17 protein-coding genes are annotated in these 20,995 nt (G+C 70.4%); 10 read left to right on the forward strand and 7 right to left on the reverse strand.

Annotated features, from left to right (window positions below):
• Positions 1 to 39: 39 nt before the first annotated feature.
• From BJ964_RS49035 to BJ964_RS06740, 3 genes are read left to right on the forward strand one after another with little or no spacing between them, the layout of a single operon-like run.
• Positions 40 to 2,898, forward strand: a complete 2,859-nt coding sequence (locus tag BJ964_RS49035) for a bifunctional glycosyltransferase/CDP-glycerol:glycerophosphate glycerophosphotransferase (RefSeq protein WP_223149492.1) — start codon at positions 40 to 42, stop codon at positions 2,896 to 2,898.
• Positions 2,891 to 4,042 (forward strand): glycosyltransferase, encoded by a 1,152-nt coding sequence (locus tag BJ964_RS49040; RefSeq protein WP_188127573.1) that lies wholly within the window; start codon positions 2,891 to 2,893, stop codon positions 4,040 to 4,042. Before BJ964_RS49035 ends, BJ964_RS49040 begins: the two co-directional genes overlap by 8 nt.
• A gap of 51 nt (positions 4,043 to 4,093) precedes the next feature.
• Complete coding sequence (locus BJ964_RS06740) at positions 4,094 to 4,585, forward strand: NUDIX hydrolase (RefSeq protein ID WP_188119875.1); 492 nt, start codon at positions 4,094 to 4,096, stop codon at positions 4,583 to 4,585.
• A 113-nt stretch (positions 4,586 to 4,698) separates the two neighbouring features.
• Here BJ964_RS06740 and upp read toward each other — a convergent pair whose 3' ends face one another.
• Positions 4,699 to 5,331 carry a uracil phosphoribosyltransferase gene (upp, locus tag BJ964_RS06745; protein ID WP_188119876.1) on the reverse strand — a complete coding sequence of 211 codons (633 nt, stop codon included), beginning with the start codon at positions 5,329 to 5,331 and terminating at the stop codon, positions 4,699 to 4,701.
• A gap of 60 nt (positions 5,332 to 5,391) precedes the next feature.
• Between upp and deoC the strand changes: the two genes are divergently transcribed.
• The 6 genes from deoC to BJ964_RS06775 all read left to right on the forward strand — a co-directional run bounded on the left by deoC (position 5,392) and on the right by BJ964_RS06775 (position 12,827).
• Positions 5,392 to 6,321: a deoxyribose-phosphate aldolase gene (deoC, locus tag BJ964_RS06750; protein WP_188119877.1), complete on the forward strand. Its 930-nt coding sequence runs from the start codon at positions 5,392 to 5,394 to the stop codon at positions 6,319 to 6,321.
• Between the two features lie 3 nt (positions 6,322 to 6,324).
• Positions 6,325 to 7,749 carry an aldehyde dehydrogenase family protein gene (locus BJ964_RS06755; RefSeq protein ID WP_188119878.1) on the forward strand — a complete coding sequence of 475 codons (1,425 nt, stop codon included), beginning with the start codon at positions 6,325 to 6,327 and terminating at the stop codon, positions 7,747 to 7,749.
• A 10-nt stretch (positions 7,750 to 7,759) separates the two neighbouring features.
• Positions 7,760 to 8,587, forward strand: coding sequence for an aldehyde dehydrogenase family protein (locus tag BJ964_RS06760; protein WP_229806600.1), 828 nt, complete (start codon positions 7,760 to 7,762; stop codon positions 8,585 to 8,587).
• 113 nt (positions 8,588 to 8,700) lie between these two features.
• Positions 8,701 to 9,558 carry a DNA primase gene (locus BJ964_RS06765; protein WP_188119880.1) on the forward strand — a complete coding sequence of 286 codons (858 nt, stop codon included), beginning with the start codon at positions 8,701 to 8,703 and terminating at the stop codon, positions 9,556 to 9,558.
• Positions 9,559 to 9,622: 64 nt separating this feature from the next.
• Positions 9,623 to 11,887 (forward strand): transposase, encoded by a 2,265-nt coding sequence (locus BJ964_RS06770; protein ID WP_229806601.1) that lies wholly within the window; start codon positions 9,623 to 9,625, stop codon positions 11,885 to 11,887.
• Positions 11,888 to 12,122: 235 nt separating this feature from the next.
• Positions 12,123 to 12,827, forward strand: coding sequence for an HAD family hydrolase (locus BJ964_RS06775; RefSeq protein ID WP_188119881.1), 705 nt, complete (start codon positions 12,123 to 12,125; stop codon positions 12,825 to 12,827).
• A gap of 146 nt (positions 12,828 to 12,973) precedes the next feature.
• On the opposite strand, the gene BJ964_RS06780 is transcribed toward BJ964_RS06775, so the two are convergent.
• The 5 genes from BJ964_RS06780 to BJ964_RS06800 all read right to left on the reverse strand — a co-directional run bounded on the left by BJ964_RS06780 (position 12,974) and on the right by BJ964_RS06800 (position 19,451).
• On the reverse strand, positions 12,974 to 13,561 hold the full coding sequence (locus BJ964_RS06780) for a GTP-binding protein (RefSeq protein WP_183222624.1): 588 nt from the start codon (positions 13,559 to 13,561) through the stop codon (positions 12,974 to 12,976).
• Position 13,562: 1 nt separating this feature from the next.
• Positions 13,563 to 13,943 (reverse strand): DUF742 domain-containing protein, encoded by a 381-nt coding sequence (locus BJ964_RS06785; RefSeq protein ID WP_188126825.1) that lies wholly within the window; start codon positions 13,941 to 13,943, stop codon positions 13,563 to 13,565.
• 132 nt (positions 13,944 to 14,075) lie between these two features.
• Positions 14,076 to 14,480, reverse strand: a complete 405-nt coding sequence (locus tag BJ964_RS06790) for a roadblock/LC7 domain-containing protein (RefSeq protein WP_014447580.1) — start codon at positions 14,478 to 14,480, stop codon at positions 14,076 to 14,078.
• Positions 14,477 to 17,902 (reverse strand): sensor histidine kinase, encoded by a 3,426-nt coding sequence (locus BJ964_RS06795; RefSeq protein WP_188119882.1) that lies wholly within the window; start codon positions 17,900 to 17,902, stop codon positions 14,477 to 14,479. Before BJ964_RS06795 ends, BJ964_RS06790 begins: the two co-directional genes overlap by 4 nt.
• A gap of 451 nt (positions 17,903 to 18,353) precedes the next feature.
• On the reverse strand, positions 18,354 to 19,451 hold the full coding sequence (locus BJ964_RS06800) for an adenosine deaminase (protein ID WP_188119883.1): 1,098 nt from the start codon (positions 19,449 to 19,451) through the stop codon (positions 18,354 to 18,356).
• A 26-nt stretch (positions 19,452 to 19,477) separates the two neighbouring features.
• On the opposite strand from BJ964_RS06800, the gene BJ964_RS06805 reads away from it, so the two are divergent.
• Positions 19,478 to 20,278 (forward strand): putative RNA methyltransferase, encoded by an 801-nt coding sequence (locus BJ964_RS06805; RefSeq protein WP_188119884.1) that lies wholly within the window; start codon positions 19,478 to 19,480, stop codon positions 20,276 to 20,278.
• Positions 20,279 to 20,312: 34 nt separating this feature from the next.
• Here BJ964_RS06805 and BJ964_RS06810 read toward each other — a convergent pair whose 3' ends face one another.
• Entirely contained in the window at positions 20,313 to 20,993 is a 681-nt protein-coding gene (locus tag BJ964_RS06810; protein WP_188119885.1) for a DUF4272 domain-containing protein, read from the reverse strand.
• Positions 20,994 to 20,995 lie beyond the last annotated feature (2 nt).

Here is a 20,995-nt window from a genome sequence, read left to right on the forward strand (position 1 = left end):
CGCGAGAGCTTTGAACTTTCAGAAAGGACCACGTCGACCGTGACCTCGCCCCAGCCCCGGCCCCCAGACGTCACAGTCGTGGTCATCGTGTACAACGACGCGGCCCGGATCGAGACCGCGGTCCGCTCGGTGCTGAACCAGTCTCTGCGCAGCCACGAGGTGATCGTCTGCGACGACCACAGCACGGACGGCACGCAGGCCGTGGTGGAGCGGCTCGTCGCGGAGCACCCGGACGTGGTGCGCTACATCCGGCTGGAGGCCAACTCGGGCCACTGCGGCGCGCCCCGCAACCGGGGTGTGGCGGCGGCCCGGGGCCGGTTCATCATGTTCCTGGACAGTGACGACACCCTGGACCAGCACGCCTGCCGCAACATGGTGGCGATGGCCGAGCAGTCGCACGCCGACATGGTCATCGGCCGTTGCGTCCGGCACGACGTGGCGACCGGCAAGGAGACCTCCTGGATGCCCTGGCTGGTCCAGCGCAAGGTGGTCTACGAGTCGCTGCACGACCAGCCCGAGCTGCTCTACGACGTGCTGTCGACCAACAAGCTGTACCGGCACGACTTCCTGACCCGGGAGAACCTGGTCTTCCTGGAGGACCGGCTGTACGAGGACAACCTGTTCTCGGCGCACGCGTACCTCGCGGCCAAGAAGATCGCGATCATCCCGCAGCACATCTACACGTGGAACATCGAGCGCAAGGCGGCGAACCTCTCGATCACCCGCCGGGCCGCCGACATCCGCAACATCACCGACCGGATCATCGTCACCCGCAAGATCGACGACCTGCTGACCAAGCACGACGCCGGTGACCTGCGGTTGCAGAAGGACATCCGGTTCATCGAGAACGACCTGCGGGTGCACCTGGCCCGGCTCGGCACCCTCCCGGAGGAGAACCAGCGGGCCCTGGTCGACGCCGCCCGGCCCTACCTGGAGACCCTCCAGCCGGAGGCGTTCCTCCAGGCCAAGCCGCTGCCCGCGATGGCCGCCTACCTGGCCCGGCAGGGTGACTACCACGGTGTGGCCACGGTGCACGACTACATGGTCGGCAAGCCGTTCCAGCCGCACCTGACCGCCGACCTGGTGGTCCACGACGGCCGGGTGTACTGGTCCGACCGGCACCTGGACGACGAGCTGGGCCGCGCGGTGCTGGACGTCACCGAGCTGGGCCTCCAGGACCGCCCGCTCAGCAAACTGCGCCTGGGCGGCCGGATCGACAGCGTCCACCGCGACGGCGACCTGGTCACCATCGCCGGCTCGTTCGTCAACCCGCTCGGCCGGATCACCGTCGAGTCGGCGCCGAAGGCGCAGCTGGTCTTCTCCGAGCGGCGCAGCAAGCGCCGGGTGTTCAAGACGAAGGCCCAGCTCGTCGTGGACGAGCAGCGGGTCGGCTGGACGGTCACCTTCGAGCCGGAGCGGCTGCTGCGCCCGGTGGGTCTCATCGACCCCAACTACTCGGTCCGGCTGCACCTGGCCGTCGGCACCGACAGCGCCGACCTGGCCCTGTTCGCCGAGGACGAGGTGACCGAGGCGCTGCGGCTGCCGGCCCGGCCCAAGCTCACCCGGCTCACCGCCGACCTGCTCCAGGGCTACCGGACCGACAGCGGCAACGTGGCGCTGCGGCTGGACGCGGACGGCAGCGCCGCGAAGCTGGGCACCGCCGCGATCAGCGGGGTGCGCAACACCAGCATCGGCAGCCGCGCCTGGGAGCGGGCCGCCGAGTTGCAGACCTCGCTGCGCCAGCGCCGCAACAAGCGGGCCACCAAGCTGTCCTGGTACGAGAACGTCTTCCTGAAGATGCCGGTCAAGAAGGGCACGGTCGTCTTCGAGAGCCACATGGGCAAGCAGTTCTCGGACAGCCCGCGCGCCATCTACGAGGAGATGAAGCGGCAGGGGATCAAGTTCACCCCGATCTGGGTGTACGCGACCCATCCGACCGGTTTCCCGTCCGATGCCAAGCTGGTCCAGCGCAACTCGTGGGCGTACCTCCAGGCGCTCGGCCAGGCCGAGTTCTGGATCGACAACCAGGGCTTCCCGCACGACCTGCGCAAGCGGCCGGAGACCACGTACATCCAGACCTGGCACGGGTCGGCGTTCAAGAAGATGGGCTTCGACGAGGCCACCATCAAGGCGCAGACCGAGCAGTCGCAGCAGCGGTTGCAGCGGGCGATCGACCGGTTCGACGTGTTCCTGGTCCGCTCGGAGCACGACGAACGCACCCTCACCCAGGGCATGCGGGTCGGCGCCGAGCTGCTGCGGGTCGGCTACCCGCGTAACGACGCGCTGGTCAACGGCGGTAACGAGGCCGAGGTCGCCAAGCTGCGCAAGTCGCTGGGGCTCACCGACGGACGGAAGGTGGTGCTGTACGCGCCGACGTTCCGCCCCGAGGAGGTGAACCGCAAGTCCGGCCTGCAACTGCCGTTCGACCTCGACGAGTTCGTGCACCGGTTCGGTGACGACGCCGTGCTGCTGGTCCGCCCGCACTACCTGGTGTCGTTCGCGCTGCCGCCGGCGTACGGGCACTCGGTCCGCAACGTGGCGAACGTGCACGACGTCACGCCGCTGATGCAGATCTCGGACGCGCTGATCACCGACTACTCGTCGCTGATGTTCGACTACTCACTGCTCGACCGGCCGATGATCTTCCATGTGCCGGACTACGACGACTACGTCGGCAGCAGCCGCGGCTCCTATTTCGATCTCGGTTCGATCGCGCCCGGCCCGCTCACCCGTACCTCGGAGGAGCTGATCGCCGCGCTGTCCGACCTGGATGGCAACGCCTCGGCGTACGCCGGCAAGCGCCGCGAGTTCGTGGCCCAGTACGGTGAGTTCGACACCGGTCAGGCCGCCAAGGCCGTGGTCGACCGCTTCTTCCGTTCCGGAGCACGCCGTGGCTGAGACCCGCGACATCTTCATCATCTGCAACAGCGTGAACGAGCTGGGTGGCCTCACCCAGTGGGTGCACGACATCTCACGGCTGTTCACCGCACGCGGCCACCGGGTGCGGCTGATCGGCATGGAGCCGGCCACCGACTACCGGGACTTCGGCTCCGACCTGCCGTACCCGACGTTCACCCTGCACGACGAGCAACTGCCCCGGCGCCGCAAGGCCACCGGCGCGGCGGCGCTCAACCCGGCCCGCACCCTGATGCTGCGCAAGCGGCAGCAGATCTTCGAGGGTGGCGTCCGGCGGCTCAACGAGCTGCTGCGCACCGCGGAGTCCCCGGGCGCCGTGGTGATCGCCTCCCAGGTGTGGGCCGGCGAGTGGGTGGCCGCCGCGGACACCACCGGCATGCAGGTCATCGGCATGTCCCACGAGTCGTTCGAGGCGTGCAAGAACAGCAGCCGCTACAACCGGGTGCTGAAGTTCTACGGGGGCATGGACATCCACCTGTCGCTCACCGACGCCGACGCGGACGCGTGGGCCCGGGCCGGCATGTCGAACGTCGGCGCCATGCCGAACCCGCTGATGACCGTGCCGAAGACGCTGCCCACGCTGGACGAGAAGACGGTGGTCACGCTCCGCCGCCTCTCCCACGACAAGGGCATCGACATGCTGATCGAGGCGTGGGCGCAGGTCGGGCCGCAGCACCCGGACTGGAAGCTGAAGATCTTCGGCGCCGGCCCGGACGAGCAGGCGCTGCGCACCCAGGCCCGCTCGCTGGGCCTCGACGACACGGCGCTGTTCCAGGGCAAGACCAGCGACATCGACGGCGCGCTCAGCTCCGCCTCGGTGTACGCGCTGCCGTCCCGCGAGGAGGGCTTCCCGATCGCGGTGATGGAGGCGATGGCGTACGGGCTGCCCACCGTGGCGTTCGACTGCGCGCCCGGCATCCGGGAGCTGATCGACGACGAGGTCAGCGGTGGCCTGGTCGTCACGCCCGGCAACGTGAGCGGGTTCGCGATCGGCCTGGACCGCCTGATCAAGGACCGCGACCTGCGGGCCCGTCTCGGTGCCGCGGGCCGCGAGTCGGTTCAGCGGTTCAGCCCGGACAGCATCGTGGACCGCTGGGAGAGCCTCTTCGCGCTCCTGGACCGCTGACCACCTCACCGGCGCGGGCGGGGCTCCGGCCCGCGCCGGTAAGGTGCATCGGTGCAAGCGATCCTGGCCACCCTCGGTTACGTCCTCTCCCCGGGCGGCTCGCGGGTGCTGATGATCCGGCGGGACGCCCGGCCGGACGACATCCACTACGGCAAGTTCAACGGCCTGGGCGGCAAGCTGGAGCCCGGCGAGGACGTGGTGGCCGGGATGCGCCGGGAGATCCACGAGGAGGCCGGGCTCGACTGCGCCGGTCTCGACCTGGCCGGCACGATCTCGTGGCCCGGTTTCGGCCGGAACGGGGAGAACTGGTTCGGTTTCCTCTTCCGGATCACGTCCTGGACCGGCACCCCGCACACCGCCAACGACGAGGGCAGTCTGCACTGGGTCGAGGTCACCGACGTGCTGGCCGGAAAGATCCCGATGTGGGAGTCCGACCGGCACTTTCTCCCGCTGGTCTTCGCGGAGAAACCCGCCGTCTTCCACGGGGTCATGCCGTTCGCCGCCGGCCAGGCGCTGTCCTGGAGCTACACCAAAACCATTTGATCGTACGCACAAGGCCGCGACCGGCTGCCCGCTCACGCCTTTGCCGCCCGCGCCGGGCGTAGATCGGTGGTCCGGCTTTCGGGTACGGCCACAGCCGTACCCGAAACGGGTTTTCAGAAGCGGCGCATGCCGCCGAACTGGCGGTCGCCGGCGTCGCCCAGGCCCGGCACGATGTAGGCCTTCTCGTTGAGGCCCTGGTCGATCGACGCGGTGACCAGGCGCAGCGGCAGGCCGGAGTCCCTCAGCCGGTCGACGCCCTCGGGGGCGGCCAGCACGCAGCAGATGATGATGTCGGTGCAGCCGCGGTCGGCGAGCAGCCGGCAGCAGTGCAGCAGCGAGCCGCCGGTGGCCAGCATCGGGTCGAGGACCAGGACCGGCTGGCCGGTCAGGTCGCCGGGCAGCGACTCCATGTAGGCGCGCGGCTCGTGCGTCTCCTCGTCCCGGGCCAGGCCGACGAAGCCCATCGACGACTCGGGCAGCAGCGCGAGCGCGGCGTCGGCCATGCCCAGACCGGCCCGGAGCACCGGGACGATCAGCGGCGGGTTGGCCAGCCGGGTGCCCTCGGTCGCCGCGACCGGCGTCTCGATGGGGTACTTCTCGACGGCGAAGAGGCGGGCCGCCTCGTAGACCACCATCGTGGTGAGTTCGTGCAGCGAGGCACGGAAGACCCCGGAGTCGGTCCCGGTACGGCGCATCGCGGTGAGCCGGGTCTGAGCCAGCGGGTGGTCTACGACAAGGACATCCACGGCAACAACCTAATCGTTCCAACATGATCAACTGCTACGGGGTTGCGTAGAATCGTTCTCATGACTGTGACAGCGGCCGCTGAACTGTCCGATCTCCGCTCGTTCCTGCACGGCCTCCCCGGGGTCGACAAGGTGGGCGTCGAGGCGCGGGCGGCTGCGCTCGCGACCCGGTCGATCAAGACGAGTTCCAAGGCCAAGGCGATCGACCTGGCCATCCGGATGGTGGACCTCACCACGCTGGAGGGCGCCGACACCCCCGGCAAGGTGCGGGCGCTCTGCGCCAAGGCGCGGCGGCCCGACCCCGCCGACCCCACCTGCCCGCCGGCTGCGGCGATCTGCGTCTACCCGGCGATGGTCAAGGTCGCCGCGGAGGCCCTGTCGGGCTCCGGAGTGCACCTGGCCAGCGTCGCGACCGCCTTCCCGTCCGGTCAGGCGCCGCTGGAGGTGAAGCTCGCCGACACCCGGGAGGCGGTCGCCGACGGCGCCGACGAGATCGACATGGTGATCAGCCGGGGCGCGTTCCTGGCCGGGGAGTACACGCGGGTCTTCGACGAGATCGCCGCGGTCAAGGAGGCGTGCGGCGGCGCCCACCTCAAGGTCATCCTGGAGACCGGTGAGCTGGCGACGTACGACAACATCCGCCGGGCCTCCTGGCTCGCGATGCTGGCCGGCGCCGACTTCATCAAGACCTCCACCGGCAAGGTGACGGTCAACGCCACCCTCCCGATCACCCTGGTCATGCTGGAGGCGGTCCGCGACTTCCGGGCCCGGCACGGGCGGATCATCGGGGTCAAACCGGCCGGCGGGATCAAGACCACCAAGGACGCGATCAAGTACCTCGTGCTGATCAACGAGACGGTGGGCGACGACTGGCTCAACCCCGACCGGTTCCGGTTCGGCGCCTCCTCGCTGCTCAACGACCTGCTCATGCAGCGCACCAAGCTGACCACCGGCCACTACGCCGGTCCGGACTACTTCACCCTGGACTGAGGCATGTTCGAGTACGCACCAGCACCCGAGTCCCGTTCCGTAGTCGACATCGCCGGGTCCTACGGGCTGTTCATCGACGGCGCCTTCGACGGCGGCAAGGACGGCAACGTCTTCAAAACGGTGAACCCGGCTACCGAGGAGGTGCTGGCCGAGGTCGCCGCGGCCGGCCCGGAGGACGTCGACCGGGCCGTGGCGGCGGCCCGCCGCGCCTTCGGCCCCTGGTCGGCCCTGCCCGGCGCCGAGCGCGCCAAGTACCTGTTCCGGATCGCCCGGATCATCCAGGAGCGCTCCCGCGAACTGGCCGTGCTCGAGTCACTGGACAACGGCAAGCCGATCAAGGAGTCGCGCGACGTCGACCTGCCGCTCGTGGCGGCACACTTCTTCTACTACGCGGGCTGGGCGGACAAGCTGGCGTACGCGGGCTTCGGCCCCGACCCGCGCCCGATCGGCGTGGCCGGCCAGGTCATCCCGTGGAACTTCCCGCTGCTCATGCTGGCCTGGAAGATCGCGCCCGCGCTGGCCACCGGCAACACCGTGGTGCTCAAGCCGGCCGAGACCACCCCGCTGTCCGCGCTCTTCTTCGCCGACGTGTGCCGCCAGGCCGAACTCCCGCCGGGCGTGGTCAACATCGTGACCGGGGCCGGTGACACCGGCGCCTACCTGGTCCAGCACCCGGACGTGAACAAGGTGGCCTTCACCGGCTCCACCGAGGTGGGCCGGGAGATCGCCCGCGCGGTGTCCGGCACCGCCAAGCGGCTCACCCTGGAGCTGGGCGGCAAGGCGGCCAACATCGTCTTCGACGACGCCCCGATCGACCAGGCCGTCGAGGGCATCGTCAACGGCATCTTCTTCAACCAGGGGCACGTCTGCTGCGCGGGCTCGCGGCTGCTGGTCCAGGAGTCCGTCGCCGACGAGTTGCTGGTCTCGCTGAAACGGCGGATGGCCACGCTGCGGGTGGGCGACCCGCTGGACAAGAACACCGACATCGGCGCGATCAATTCGGCCGCACAGCTCACCCGTATTACCGAATTGTCGGAAATTGGCGCATCCGAGGGCGCCGAGCGCTGGTCGCCGGAGTGCACGCTGCCGGACCGGGGCTTCTGGTTCGCGCCGACGATCTTCACCGGGGTCACCCAGGCGCACCGGATCGCCCGCGAGGAGATCTTCGGCCCGGTGCTGTCGGTGCTCACCTTCCGTACTCCGGAGGAGGCCGTCGCCAAGGCCAACAACACTCCGTACGGGCTCTCCGCCGGCATCTGGACCGAGAAGGGCTCGCGGATCCTCGCCGTGGCCGACAAACTGCGGGCCGGTGTGGTGTGGGCCAACACGTTCAACAAGTTCGACCCGGCGTCGCCGTTCGGCGGCTACAAGGAATCCGGCTACGGCCGGGAGGGCGGCCGGCACGGCCTGGAGGCGTACCTTGCCTAAGTCATCTTCCGTGAAGGCCCCCGCCGAGCCGGGCCGGCTTTCCGTACGCAAGACCTACAAGCTCTACATCGGCGGCGCCTTTCCTCGCAGCGAGTCAGGACGGACCTACCTGGTGGACGGCGACAACGTGGCGCTCGCATCCCGCAAGGACGCCCGGGACGCGGTGCTCGCCGCCCGGTCCGCCCAGCCCAAGTGGGCCGGCGCCACGGCGTACAACCGGGGTCAGGTCCTCTACCGGATCGCCGAGATGATGGAGGCCCGGCGCGCCGAGTTCACCGCGCTGGGCGTCCGGTCGTCCGAGCTGTCGGCGGCCGTCGACCGCTGGGTCTGGTACGCGGGGTGGTCCGACAAGATCGCCCAGGTCGCCGGCGGCGCCAACCCGGTGGCCGGGCCGTTCTTCAACATCTCCGCCCCGGAGCCCACCGGCGTCGTCGCCGTGGTCGCCCCGCCCTCGCTGCTCGGGCTGGTCAGCGTGATCGCCCCGGCGATCGTGACCGGCAACACGGTGGTCGTCCTGGCCGCCGGCCCGCAGGTGGCGATCACCCTGGCCGAGGTGCTGGCCACCTCGGACGTACCGGGCGGCGTGGTGAACCTCCTCACCGGCCGGTACGCGGAGACCGCGCCGTGGCTCGCCTCGCACGACGACGTGAACGCCATCGATCTCACCGGCGTCGACCACCCCGACGTGGCCATCGAGCTGGAACGCGCCGCGGCGGGCACGCTGAAACGGGTGATCCGGCCGGTGACCGGCGGTGTCGACTTCACCGCCGACCCCGGGCTCCGCCCGATGACCGCTCTGCTGGAGACCAAGACGGTGTGGCACCCGAAGGGCTACTGACGACATCAGTTCGGATGGCGCTGGGGACGGGGCGGATGTCACACAGCGTTGCCGACTAGGGTGTGTGCCCAGAGTCACCCGTCCCGCCACCCCCAGATCACCCGGAGGTCACCGTGACCAGCCAGTCCGACGAGCCCGAGGCGTCCGCGCCGGTGGCCGAGAAGCCCTCGTCCGAGGGGACTTCCGGGCGGGAGCTTTGGGAGCATGTCCGCGTCTCGCCGGTGGAGATCGCGCTGCCGGCCGGGGTGGCGCTGACCCTCCGGGCGTACCGGAAGGCGTCCGAGCTCACGCCCACCGAGGTCCAGATCGATGAGGACGACCCGTTCGAGGCCCGCAAGCGGCGTGCCGAGGAGAACGAGGAAGAGGTCATCGTCGACGAGGAGTACCAGGCACTCCTCACCGAGGGCGAAGCGGAGGAGGGCAAATCCACCGAGGAGCCGGACCCGGCTGACTTCGAGGACGAGCCCGCGGCCCAGGCGGATGACGAGGAGGTGCCCATGTTCCTCAGTCACAAGGGCCGCCTGCTCGCCTTCAAGACGCCCGAATCGCTCGTCTCCTTCCTTCGTTCGGGTGCTCCGCACGATCTCGCACAATTGGACACCTGGGGTGACCTGGCCGAGCGGGTACAGTCGAGCGACATCGACCCGCAGCCGGAGGACCGTTACGAGCTCGATCTCGTGGTGGAGAACCTGCGCGGCGGACATGACACGTGGGACCTGCCGCTGCTCATCAACGCCGGCGAGATCGCCCGCGACCTGGGGTATGCACTCCGTATCAAGCCGGTGATCCTGGCGCTGTCGCCCGGTTCACCTCTCGACGATCTCGACGAGTCCCTCCGGACCTCGGAGAAGGGCGGGATGGGCGGATTCTTCGGTCGCCGCCGATTGAAGAAAATCGGGGCACAACAGGCGAGTCTCGGCTGGCGTTCGGTGATCGGCAAGATCTCTGCCGCTGTGGACTGGCGTGACTGACCGATTACCAGGGAATATCAATCCTTGGCCACAGAGAAGCACTCCCGGGGAGGAGGACGACGCCGTGGCGCTCGTGCGCGTGTACTGCGGTCTCGCGTCGGCTGATGATTCGGTGCGTACGGCCTCGGCCGCACCACTGACCGTCGCCGTGGTGGACGACGCAGGCCGGCTGCTCGGCGTCCATGAGATCAGCGACGACCCGGCCGGCTACGCCCAGCTGGGGACGCTGCTCGTGGAGCGGACGACGGGCTTCAGCGACGCGGCGGTCGCCGCCGACAGCGACGACCACGTCGTGACGTCACTCCTCACCGCGGCGGGCCGGCCACTCGTGGTCGTCGACGACGACGGGGCCGACGACTTCGCCGAACGCTTCTCCGACGACGACTCTCCCGAGGAGATCGCGGCGCCTGCGGCCGCCCGGCGGGCCGTCGGCCTGGCCCGGGCGCTGCAGGCCGGCGCGATCGCCGCGGTCACCCTGCCCGCTCCCCGGGAGCTCGTCAGCTACAAGCCGGTCCTCGCCGCCCATGTGGCGATGCTGGGCGGCCGGAACGCGGCGGCCGTCGCCCTGCGCGAGGTCCTCCGCGAGCTCTACCCGGCGGCCCTCCGGGCGTACCCGGATCCCGCCCACCCCGTCTGCATGGCCGTGCTCGACGCGGTGCCCGAGCCCGGCCGGCTGACCGGCCGGGCCGGCGACACCGACCAGGTTCTGCGGGAGATCACCGCCGAGCTGGTCCGCGCCGGCGCCGGGTCCTCCGGCGAGGTCGGGTCCGCCGTCACCGCCCTCCAGGTCGCGATCAGCGAGTCCCCGCGCCGGGGCGGCGTCAACAAGTCCCTCGCCCCCGCCGCGGCCGAGTCGGTCCGCCAGGCGATCTCGGCCATCCGCTCCTGCGACGCCGCCTGCGCCGCCCTGGTCGGCACGCTCGACGCCCGGGCCACCCCGCCGCTCACCGGACCGAACGTGGGCCGTCGCGGCACCCGCCGCGGCGCCGAGCCGCCCGTGCTCGAGCCCGTGCCGACCGGCGACAACGGCAGCCGCTTCGGCCGTCGTGGCCGCCCCGAGCCCGCCTCCTCCGGCGCCGGCCCGGCCACTCCCCGCCCGATGACCGCGCCGCCGGTCGCGCCGGACCCGATCGGGCCGCCCCCGATGGCCCCGGCCGCGGCGAACGGTCTGCCCGGCCGCTCCACGAACCCGCTGAACCGGCCGGTCTCGGTGCCACCGCCCCCGCCCGGCATGACCCCGATCACCCCGGGGTCCCGTCCGGCGCCGGCGACCCGCAACCCGGCCCGACCGTCGTCGGTGCCGCCGGTCCGCCCCACGTCGGTTCCGCCCGCCCGCCCGTCGTCGGTGCCGCCCGCTGCCGCGGGCACACCCGCCGATGCCGGCGAGCCGTTCCGGCCCACCCTGACCAACGCCGAGCTGAGCCGGGCCCGGGCCGAGCGGCGCACGGTCATCCCGCCGCGCCCGCAGACCACGCCCCGTCAGCAGCCGGCCGCCAACGGCACGCAGGCCGGCCCCACCGACTTCAGCCTCCCGATGCCGGCCCAGCGGCCCGCCCAGGAGATGCCGGAGCCGGGTTCCCGGGCCAACTGGCCGCTGCTCAACACGGAGAAGGACGAGGCGCCCATCGCCTCCTCGGTCAGCTCGCCGCCCGGCGGCCGCGTCCGGCCGCCATGGCACGACATGCCGCAGGAGCCGCCCGCCCTGGAACTCCCCAAGGAGCCGGCGCTGCGTCTCGTCGACCAGGCGAAGAACGGCAAGCGCGCCCGCCTTCCCGGGCTCGACCAGATGGGCGGCGCCGCCACCCCGCCGATGCGCCGGCCGGACAGCGACGACCGCGGCCACAACGGCGGCAAGCTGACCGCGCTGGACCGCAGCTCCGCACCGCCGGTCCCGTCCGACAGCAGCGACGGCGACCTGCTGATCTTCGCGGCGGCCCGGTCGGCCTGGTTCACCGGCCACACCGACACCAACGACGACGTCACCTGGACCAACCCCAACGACAGCGGCTGGCGCGCCGCGGAGAAGGCCGCCACCCCGGCCGTCGCCGCGGAGACCTCGGCCGGTCTGCCCAAGCGGGTGCCGCAGGCCAACCTGGTCCCCGGCTCCCCACTGCGTGAGGAACGCCCGATCCGCATCGTCCGCGACGCCGCCTCGATCGCGGCACACACCACGGGCTACTTCCGTGGCTGGCGGCGCGGCCAGGAGATCGGCGGCTTCGCCATGGGCGGTCGCCCCGGGCGCGAGGCGGCCGGCGGCTGGGACTTCACCCGTGACGGCCAGCCCGCCGACGAGTACCGCAACAACAGCGCGGGGTACGGCGGCCGCTGACCCCGCCCTGATCCCTCGGAGGGGCCGCGACCACCCGGTCGCGGCCCCTCCGCCGTTCCCCGGGTCGTGTCCTTCGTGGCGGGACGGCGTTGATGGGAGATGGGGTGGGCAGCACAGCCCGGCGGTGCCGCACGGGCGGGACCCGGCAGCGGATCGCGGTGCGCCAGGGTTCAGGGGTTGTGCGGTCGAGGGCTGCTCACCCCGTACCGGTGAAGGGTTTTGTGATGATGGCGCGATGCGCGCGGTGATTTTCGATTTCTTCGGGACGTTGACGGATCCGGCGGCGGAGGCGCTGCGGCCGGGGACGTTCGCGGAGACGGCGGCGGCGCTCGGGGTGCCGGCGGAGGCGTTCCGGGCGGCGATGGTGGCGAGTTTCCCGGAGCGGATCGTGGGGGCGCTGGGCGGGACCCGGGAGACGCTCCGGGCGATGGCCCACCGCTGCGGGGCCGAACCGGACCACGAACGGCTCGACCGCGCCGTCGCGACACACCACGCGGGCGCTGAGCGGGTCCGCACGCCGCGCGGGGGCGCCCTCGCGGTACTCGACCACCTCCGGGCCCGGGATTTCCGTCTGGGGCTTCTCAGCGACTGCGCGAGCGAGCTGTCCGAGGCGTGGCCGGAGACGGTCTACGCGGACCGCATCGATGTCCCGGTGTTCTCCTGGCGCGAGGGTCGCCGCAAACCTGACCCCCGGCTGTACGCCGTCGCCGCCGAGCGTCTCGGCGTCCCGGCCGAGGAGTGCTGGTTCGTGGGCGACGGCGGCGGCCGGGAGCACGACGGCGCCCGCCGGGCCGGCATGCGGCCGGTGCTCGTCACGAACGCCGGCTACCCGGGCGCTTCCGGGACGCGGGTGGACCCGGACACCTACCTCCCGGAGCACCGGATCGACGAACTGGACGAGTTGATCCGGTTACTGGGAACGGCTTGTGACAACGGGTGACCGCTCATATACGATGACGGACGGCCGGAAAGCGCGCGAAAGCCCCGCACCGGCCAGTGGAGGGTTTCCACCGGCGGGACGGGGCTTTCGACCGTTGACTGGGCGCTGAGCCTCCCCAGTGGAGCGGCTCGTCAGACGGTCTCTGCTCAGGCGGGCGCGGTCGCGCGGGTGCGACGCATCGTCAGCACATACTCGACGAGCGAGATGAGGACGTTCTTCGTCGACTCGCGGTTCCGGGCGTCGCAGCTGACCACCGGCACGTCGCTCGAGATCGCCAGAGCGTCCCGCACGTCCTGCGCGTTGTGGTACTGCATGCCGTCGAAGCAGTTTATCGCCACCAGGTACGGCAGGCGGCGATGCTCGAAGAAGTCGATGGCGGCGAAGCAGTCGGCGAGCCGACGCGTGTCCACCATCACGACCGCACCGATGGCACCCCGGACCAGTTCGTCCCACATGAACCAGAACCGTGTCTGGCCGGGGGTACCGAACAGGTAGAGGATCAGGTCGCGGTCGATGCTGATCCGGCCGAAGTCCATGGCCACGGTCGTGGTCATCTTGCCCGGCACCTGCCGGTTGTCGTCGACACCCACACCGGCCGAGGTCATAATCGCCTCGGTGGTCAGCGGGGTGATCTCCGAGACCGACCCCACCAGCGTCGTCTTACCGACGCCGAAGCCACCGGCGATGACAATCTTCGCCGATGTCACGCGTCCCGCAGCGGGACGGTGAGACATGTCAGAGCCTGCGAAGTCCACTCAGCACCCTTTCCAGCAGTTCCGTGCCTACCGCGTCGGTCTCGTCCTCGAGCGAGGTGGGCTCGTACACCGCGACAAGGCCGTCAGAGGCCATGTCGGCGACGATCACACGTGCCACACCAAGCGGCAGTTGCATGCGAGCGGCGATCTCGGCCAGCGACTGAACTCGGCCGCCGTCGCACATCGCCGCGATGTACTGATGCTCGCTTCCACCCTGCCCGCCGCGGCTTATTCCAGAACGGCCGCGCACGGTTGTCTCGACCAGCGCTTCCAGCGCTATCTCAAGCTTCGGCCGGGTCCGACCACGGGTCACGGCGTACGGCCTGACCAGCGCGCCAGTCGGCTCATCGCGTTCAGGCATCGTCACCCTCAACCCCTTCCTCGGCCCCTCGAAGTGTATTGGTTCTCAAAGTTTTCACCAGTAGCCGGCTGGAGCCTATCCGCGGCCGAAAACCCCGGATGAGCCCCTGATCGACTCCGGCTGACTGTCGCCTCAGCCCAGCACCCCGGCCGCGGAACGCGGCGCGGGGGTCAACGCCTCGCCGACGCGGTCGACCAGGAGGGCCATCTCGTAGCCGACCTGACCGACGTCGCAGCTGCGCGCCGCGAGCACCGCGAAGGAGGAGCCGTCAGAAATGGACATGAGGAACAGGAATCCGTTGTCCATCTCGACGACCGTCTGAAGGACGGCGCCGCCCTCGAAGCATCGCGCGGCGCCCTGGGTAAGGCTTACCAGGCCGGACGCGATGGCCGCCAACTGGTCGGCACGGTCACGCGGAAGGTCCCGCGAGGCCGCCAGGAGCAGACCATCGGCGGAGACCGCGATCGCGTGCGCGACCCCGGGAACGCGGTCGGCGAAGTTGGCGAGAAGCCAACCGAGATCCTGCGTAGATGTCATGCCTCATGCTCCTTGCCAGCCTGCGAGGGCTGCTGCCCTCCCGGAGTGTCCTCCAGGTTGGTCGATTGTTCCTTGGTGCGACCGCGCTGCACACCACGGTGGTACGCGGAAAGGAGACCGCGAACCCCCTCAGGAGTACGGCGCTGGACGGAGGTACCGCCCCGGTCGACACCGCCGGGGACGAGTTGCGCCATCGGCGTACGTTTCGGAAGGCCCGCATTGGTGGTCGAATCGACCGGAGCCTCAGCGGCCGCACGAGCCGCCTGCCAGCCGTCGTCGGCCGCGGTCCGCCACGGGTTCGACGCGGGAGCCGCGTCGTTGCCGTAACCGGTCGCCGCCGCGGCCGGTGCACCAACACTAGCCGTGTCGAGGTTGCGGACCTCGGGCGATGCCGCCTGCTGCGGAACGGCCGTGTTGCGGGTCGGCTCACCGGTCGGGAACCGCTGGGAGACCACCGACTCCTCACCGGTGCCGGAGACCTTGGGCCGGCCGTCGTCGGCGCCGGGCACCGTGGTGGTGAACCAGGCGGACTCGAGCTCCCGGAAGATCGGCAGCTCCATCGTCTCGTCGGCGAACGGAACCGCACCCTCACGGGCGGAGGCCATCTGGGCCGCGGCCGTGGCCTGCACCTCCACCGGCATGGTCACCGGCGGAGCCGACACCGGGAACGGTGCGGTCTGCGGGTTGGCCGGCGGCGCCACCTGCGGCTGGGGCTCGAAGTTCTCCGGACGGTACCGCGGGATCTCGGCCGTCATGTCGAGCGCGGCGGCCAGGTTCTCGGGCACGTGCGGGGTGGCCGGTTCGCGTTCGGCGACGACCGGCGGCCAGGCCGGCGGCGCTGCCGCGAACGGGTTGCGCTGGTCGGCTGGCGAGATCGGCGAGGCCGAGATCGGCTCGATCGGGGCCGCGGAGTACGGGGCCGCCGACACCGGCGGTGCGGAGACCGGGGGTAGCGGGGGCGCCGAGACCGGCGGCATGAACGAGTTCGGGTTGGCGGGGAGCTGCCGCGGTATGTTCGCGCCGAAGCCGTTGGTGTCGCTCTCCGGGCGCTGGTACTCACCGCTGCGGCGCTGGGCCAGCTCGTCCAGGCCGGCGAAGCCCTGCGGACCGGACGGCAGCGGCGGGATGACCTCGTTGCTGCGCGGGCCGTGGAAGCCGTTCGCCAGGCCGTTGCCGTTGAAGCCGCCGCCACCGTTGTGGCCACCGGCGTTGAACCCGCCGAAGCCGGCCGGAGCCGCGCCGGTCAGGTCGGACCACGCCGGGACCGAACCGTTGGGGCCGTTGGAACCGGGATAGCCGTTGGATCCGGGGTAACCGTTGGATCCGGGGTAGCCGCTGCTCTCCAGAGCCAGGGGCTCGCCGAAGCCACCGGGCAGGCCGGCGCCGGGACCACCGTCGAACGAGCCACGCCCATGGACCTGGGCGGTCGCGGCGGTGGCCAGGACCGAGACGGGCAGGCCCACCTCGGCGACGGTGCCGCGCTCGCGGTCGGCCGGTCGCAGTTCCACCCGAACGGCATGGCGGTTGGCCAGCCGGGCGACCACGACGAGGCCCATCATCCGGGAGACGGCCACGTCCACCGTCGGCGGGTTGGCGAGCCGCTCGTTGAGGTCGCGGAGCTGCTCACGGCTGATACCGATGCCGTGGTCCTCGACGGTCAGTACGGCGTTCTCGCCGACGCGCCGGGCCTCGACCATAACGTTGGAGTTCGGCGGGGAGAAGGCGGTCGCGTTGTCGAAGAGCTCGGCGACCAGGTGGACCATGTCGTTCACGGCGTGCGCCGCGACCTCGATCTCCCGGTCGATCATGCCGAACTCGATGCGGGTGTAGTGCTCGACCTCGGACTGGGCGGCACGGAGCACGTCGATCAGAGCGGCCGGCTCGCGCTGCACACGGGTCGAGTCGGCGCCCGCGAGAACCAGGAGGTTCTCGTCGTTACGACGCATTCGGGTGGCCAGGTGGTCGAGCTGGAAGAGCTCGGCCAGCCGGTCCGGGTCCTCCTCGCCGCGCTCCAGCCGGTCCAGGTGACCGATGAGCCGGTCGACCAGGATCTGCGAACGGCGGGCGAGGTTGACGAACATCGTCGCGACGGAGGCACGGAGTGCGGCCTGCTCGGCCGCGGTCCGCACGGCCTCGAGGTGAACCGCGTTGAACGCCTCGGTCACCTGCCCGAACTCGTCCCGGCTGCGCACCGGGAGGGGCTCGGCGATCTGGTCGGCGACCTGGGCCGGGGTGAGCGACGCGGAGAGCGCCGGGTCACGCAGCCGGCTGACCGCGTGCGGCAGGCCGAACTGGGCGACCGCGAGGGCACCCTGACGCAGCTCCCGCAGCGAGCGGGCCATCGACCGGGCGACCAACCAGGCGAACAGGATGGCCAGCAGGAGCATGCCGAGCAGGATGCTGGTCTCCAGGAAGACCTGCTGGTTCGTCTCGTCACGCAGGTCGGTGGCGTCGGCCACGATCTGCTTGTCGAGTTCGGACTCCACCTGGCGGAAGAGGGAGTTGTACCCGGACAGGGCCTCTTCCCACTCGCCCGAGTTGAACTGGATCTTCCGGATGTTGTCACCCTGGAGGGCCATGAGCGGGATGCTCAGGTTCTCCGCCTGCTGCTTCTGCTTGCCGACGACGGTGTTGTCGAAGAGCTCCTGCTCCTCGGCCGTGCCGACCGCCTTCATCGTCTCGGTGGCGAGGAGGTAACCGGTCTGGGTCTCCAGGAACTCCTGCCGGAGTTTCGAGTTGAACTCACCGGCTCCCACGACCTGCTGGCCGATGAAGCGCTGCTGGGCGATGTAGTCCTTGGCCTGCGCGACCGCGGCCACCATCCGGAGGTGGTTGCTCAGCTCCGGGTCGATGGCCAGCTGTGCCGACGCGTCACGGACCTGGAGCAGGTCGTTGACGAGCGTGTCGTAGGTCTTCGTGATGTTGCCGAGGTCCTCGCCGCCCTTCGCCGCCCGGCTCCGGAAGGTGGGCAGGTCGACGAGGTTACGGTCCAGGCGAACGATCAGCTTGCCGACGTTCTCGGGGACGTCCTCGAGGACCTGCTTCTGCTGGAGGTAGGGCTCCTTGGCGGCGTCCACCTGGGCGTGCTCACCGTTGTAGAGCTCCACGGCGGCCTGGAAACCAGGCGTGTTGCTGGTGGTCTTCGCCGTGAAGATCATGATGGCGTAAGTGCGCTCGGCCTGAAGGTGGTCGACCAGACCACCGGCCGCCTGCGACAGCACCGAGAGGGTGCGTGCGCGCTCCGCGTTACTGGCTTCGTCGATGTGGTCCACAAGGCCGTTGACACCAACGATGATCGTCGCCACCGTCGGAACCAACATGATCAGGCCTAGTTTTGACCAGATCGGTAGGTCTCGGAGTCGACTCGCAGGTCGACTGAGACGCGACATGACGCCATTCGCGCTGTTGGGGCGCTTGCTCACGTCACCGTCCTCCTGATTCGGGCCCGGCATTCGGCTCGCCGGGCACCGCACACGGCCGACTCGCCGACGTCGGGCCCCCGAGATTCCATCACGACAAGTGTCAAAGAGAAAGAGCAGCCGGACACGGACCGGTTGTGTGACGCGATGTTGCAACCTCGTAGTTGGACATCGCCGGTCCTGCATCACTGCCTGTGGAACTGTGCATCTCTCAAGGTCACTTACTCGGTCGGCACGGCGTGGGGGGTGGGTGCAGGCCGACCGGGTCCCGATCGTAGTCGATCGGGATAGCAGTCACGATGACTCGGTTCCCCGCGATCGACAAGGCGAGATGCCGGATTATGCCGACTTTGCAGGCGGCAGTCTAGCCGAACGGCGAGGTTCGCAAGGCTGACGGTCGATTTCTTTTGACGTACGTTCGTTCAGATCCAGGAATGTCCGACAAGTCCTAATCTCAGCTGAGCAACTTGGCGTACGCCGGCTTGATCACCTCATTGATCAGCGCCAACCGCTCGTCGTACGGGATGAAGGCGGATTTCATGGCGTTGATCGTCAGCCACTGGAGTTCCGTCCAGCCCCACCCGAACGATTCCGTCAGCAGAGTCATCTCCCGGGACATCGACGTGCCGCTCATCAACCGGTTGTCGGTGTTGACCGTGACCCGGAACCGGAGGTCGTGCAGCAGCTTGATCGGGTGCTCGGCGATCGACGGGGCGGCGCCGGTCTGCACGTTCGACGACGGGCACAGCTCCAGCGGGATCCGCTTGTCCCGGACGTACGCCGCGAGCCGGCCCAGCACCGGCGGCGCCGCGTGGGTGCCCCCGGCCGCGGTGACCGTGATGTCGTCGACGATGCGCACCCCGTGACCCAGCCGGTCGGCGCCGCACCACTGGATCGCCTGCCAGATCGACGGCAGCCCGAAGGCCTCGCCCGCGTGGATGGTGAAGTGGAAGTTCTCCCGTTGGAGGTACTCGAAGGCGTCCAGGTGCCGGGTGGGAGGGAAACCGGCCTCCGCGCCGGCGATGTCGAAGCCGACCACGCCGGTGTCCCGGTAACGGACCGCCAGCTCGGCGATCTCCTGCGAACGGGCGGCGTGCCGCATCGCGGTGAGCAGGGTGCCGACCCGGATGGGCGTGCCGTTCGCCGCGGCCTCGGCGCAGCCCTCCCGGAACCCGGCGTGCACGGCCTCGACCACCCGGTCCAGCGTGAGACCGCGCTCCAGGTGCTGCTCCGGCGCGTACCGGACCTCGGCGTAGACCACACCGTCGGCGGCCAGGTCGAGCGCGCACTCCTTGGCGACCCGGTGCAGGCCCTCCGCGGTCTGCATCACCGCCACGGTGTGCGCGAACGTCTCCAGGTACCGTTCCAGCGAGCCGGAGTCGGCCGCCTCGACGAACCACTCGCCGAGCCGCCCGGGATCCGTGGTGGGCAGTTCGTGGCCCACGGCGGCGGCGAGTTCCACGATGGTGGCCGGCCGCAGCCCGCCGTCCAGGTGGTCGTGCAGGAGAACCTTCGGGGCCTTGACGATGTCGGAGTGTGCGATGCCAACCATCAGCAGAGCCTAGAGGGAAGCGCCCGATGATCGACGGAGCAATTCCGTATCTGTGGTGCCCGGTGTGCCGGGAACCGCTCAGCCGCCGGGAACGGGCGCTGCGCTGCCCGCGCCGGCACAGCTTCGACATGGCCAGGCAGGGGTACGTGGACCTCAGCGCCGGCCGGCTGCCGCACATCGGCGACACCGCGGAGATGGTGGCCGACCGGGCCGCCTTCCTGAGCGCCGGGCACTACCGGTTCATCGCGGAGGCGCTGGCCGCACACCGGGCCGAGGGGCTCGTGGTGGACGCCGGCACCGGTACGGGCGACTACCTGGCCCACTTCCTGGAAGGTTCGCCGGACGCGACGGGGCTCGGGCTGGACGTCTCCAAGCCGGCCCTGCGGCGGGCCGCGAAGGCGCACCCGCGGGCCGCGGCGGTGCTGACCGACCTGTGGCGCCCGCTGCCGGTCGCCGACGCCACGGCGGCCGTGATCCTGAACGTCTTCGCCCCCCGCAACGGCCCGGAGTACCAGCGGGTCCTGCGGCCGGACGGGCTGCTGCTGGTGGTCACCCCGGCCGCCGACCATCTCACCGAGCTGATCACCGCGTACGGGCTGATCCAGGTCGACCCGGAGAAGGCGGCCCGGGTCAGCGGCAGCCTCGGTGAGCACTTCACACTCGACGCGACCGCCACCCACCGGCGCGAGCTGAGACTGACGGCGGGCGAGACACGGACTCTCGTCGGCATGACACCGAGCGCGCGTCACGTACCGATGGAGGGTCTGCCCGGCCACGACGTGACGGTGACCGCCGCGGTGGAGGTGGCGGTCTACCGGCCGCGTTGAAGACCTTTCCCCGGTACGCGGACCTGGGCCACCGTCAGACGGAGAGATCGACCTCTTCCCACTCCGGCGGCTTGTCGTGGTACGGACCGTGGAAGACGACCGCCCACTCGAGCGCCCACCGGCGCTGGCCGATCGCGTTGCTGTCCACCTCGCCGGGCAGTGACCGGCCGTTCTGCTCCGCCTCCTGATAGGCCCAGTCCAGGCAGTAGTAGAGGTCCAGCAGCACGGCGACCTCGGCCGGGTCCCGGATCGCGACCAGCGAACGGGACCGCCAGCTGGTGAAGCTCTCACCGGCCGGCAGGTCGGGCATCTGGATCATCAGCCGGTCGTCCGGCGGCACCGTGGGGTCCAGGTGCCGGCTCAGGCCGAGCAGCCAGGCCAGCGCGAAGACGGCGTCGTGGTGCAGCACGAAGGAGCGGTGGTCGCCCTTCGCGCCGATCACGAACTGCCACTCCGGCGGGGTGACCAGGTCGACCAGGTGGGAGCCGAGCAGCCAGCTCATCGCCGCCTCGGTGGGCATGCCGAAGCAGCGGGCCACGACGACGTGCAGCACCGCGGCCCGGGCTTCCAACTCGCCGACCGGGCGGAGTTCGACGGTGTCGCCCATCTCCCACACCAGCGGGAACGCCAGCGGGGGCAGGGGCAGGCCGAGACGCGCCAGCTCGTCGAGACTGGCCTCGCGAACCGCGCGGGGATCGGGGGCGGCCTTCTGCATGG

This window comes from Actinoplanes lobatus, assembly GCF_014205215.1.
GTDB classification, from domain to species: domain Bacteria; phylum Actinomycetota; class Actinomycetes; order Mycobacteriales; family Micromonosporaceae; genus Actinoplanes; species Actinoplanes lobatus.

What these genes read in the sequence shown, in the direction of transcription:
- deoC (WP_188119877.1), top strand. Translation starts at nt 5,392, where the DNA reads ATGACTGTGACAGCGGCCGCTGAACTGTCCGATCTCCGCTCGTTCCTG.
- BJ964_RS06755 (WP_188119878.1), top strand. Translation starts at nt 6,325, where the DNA reads ATGTTCGAGTACGCACCAGCACCCGAGTCCCGTTCCGTAGTCGACATC.
- BJ964_RS06775 (WP_188119881.1), top strand. Translation starts at nt 12,123, where the DNA reads ATGCGCGCGGTGATTTTCGATTTCTTCGGGACGTTGACGGATCCGGCG.
- BJ964_RS06780 (WP_183222624.1), bottom strand. Translation starts at nt 13,561, where the DNA reads ATGTCTCACCGTCCCGCTGCGGGACGCGTGACATCGGCGAAGATTGTC.
- BJ964_RS06785 (WP_188126825.1), bottom strand. Translation starts at nt 13,943, where the DNA reads ATGCCTGAACGCGATGAGCCGACTGGCGCGCTGGTCAGGCCGTACGCC.
- BJ964_RS06790 (WP_014447580.1), bottom strand. Translation starts at nt 14,480, where the DNA reads ATGACATCTACGCAGGATCTCGGTTGGCTTCTCGCCAACTTCGCCGAC.
- BJ964_RS06800 (WP_188119883.1), bottom strand. Translation starts at nt 19,451, where the DNA reads ATGGTTGGCATCGCACACTCCGACATCGTCAAGGCCCCGAAGGTTCTC.
- BJ964_RS06805 (WP_188119884.1), top strand. Translation starts at nt 19,478, where the DNA reads ATGATCGACGGAGCAATTCCGTATCTGTGGTGCCCGGTGTGCCGGGAA.
- BJ964_RS06810 (WP_188119885.1), bottom strand. Translation starts at nt 20,993, where the DNA reads ATGCAGAAGGCCGCCCCCGATCCCCGCGCGGTTCGCGAGGCCAGTCTC.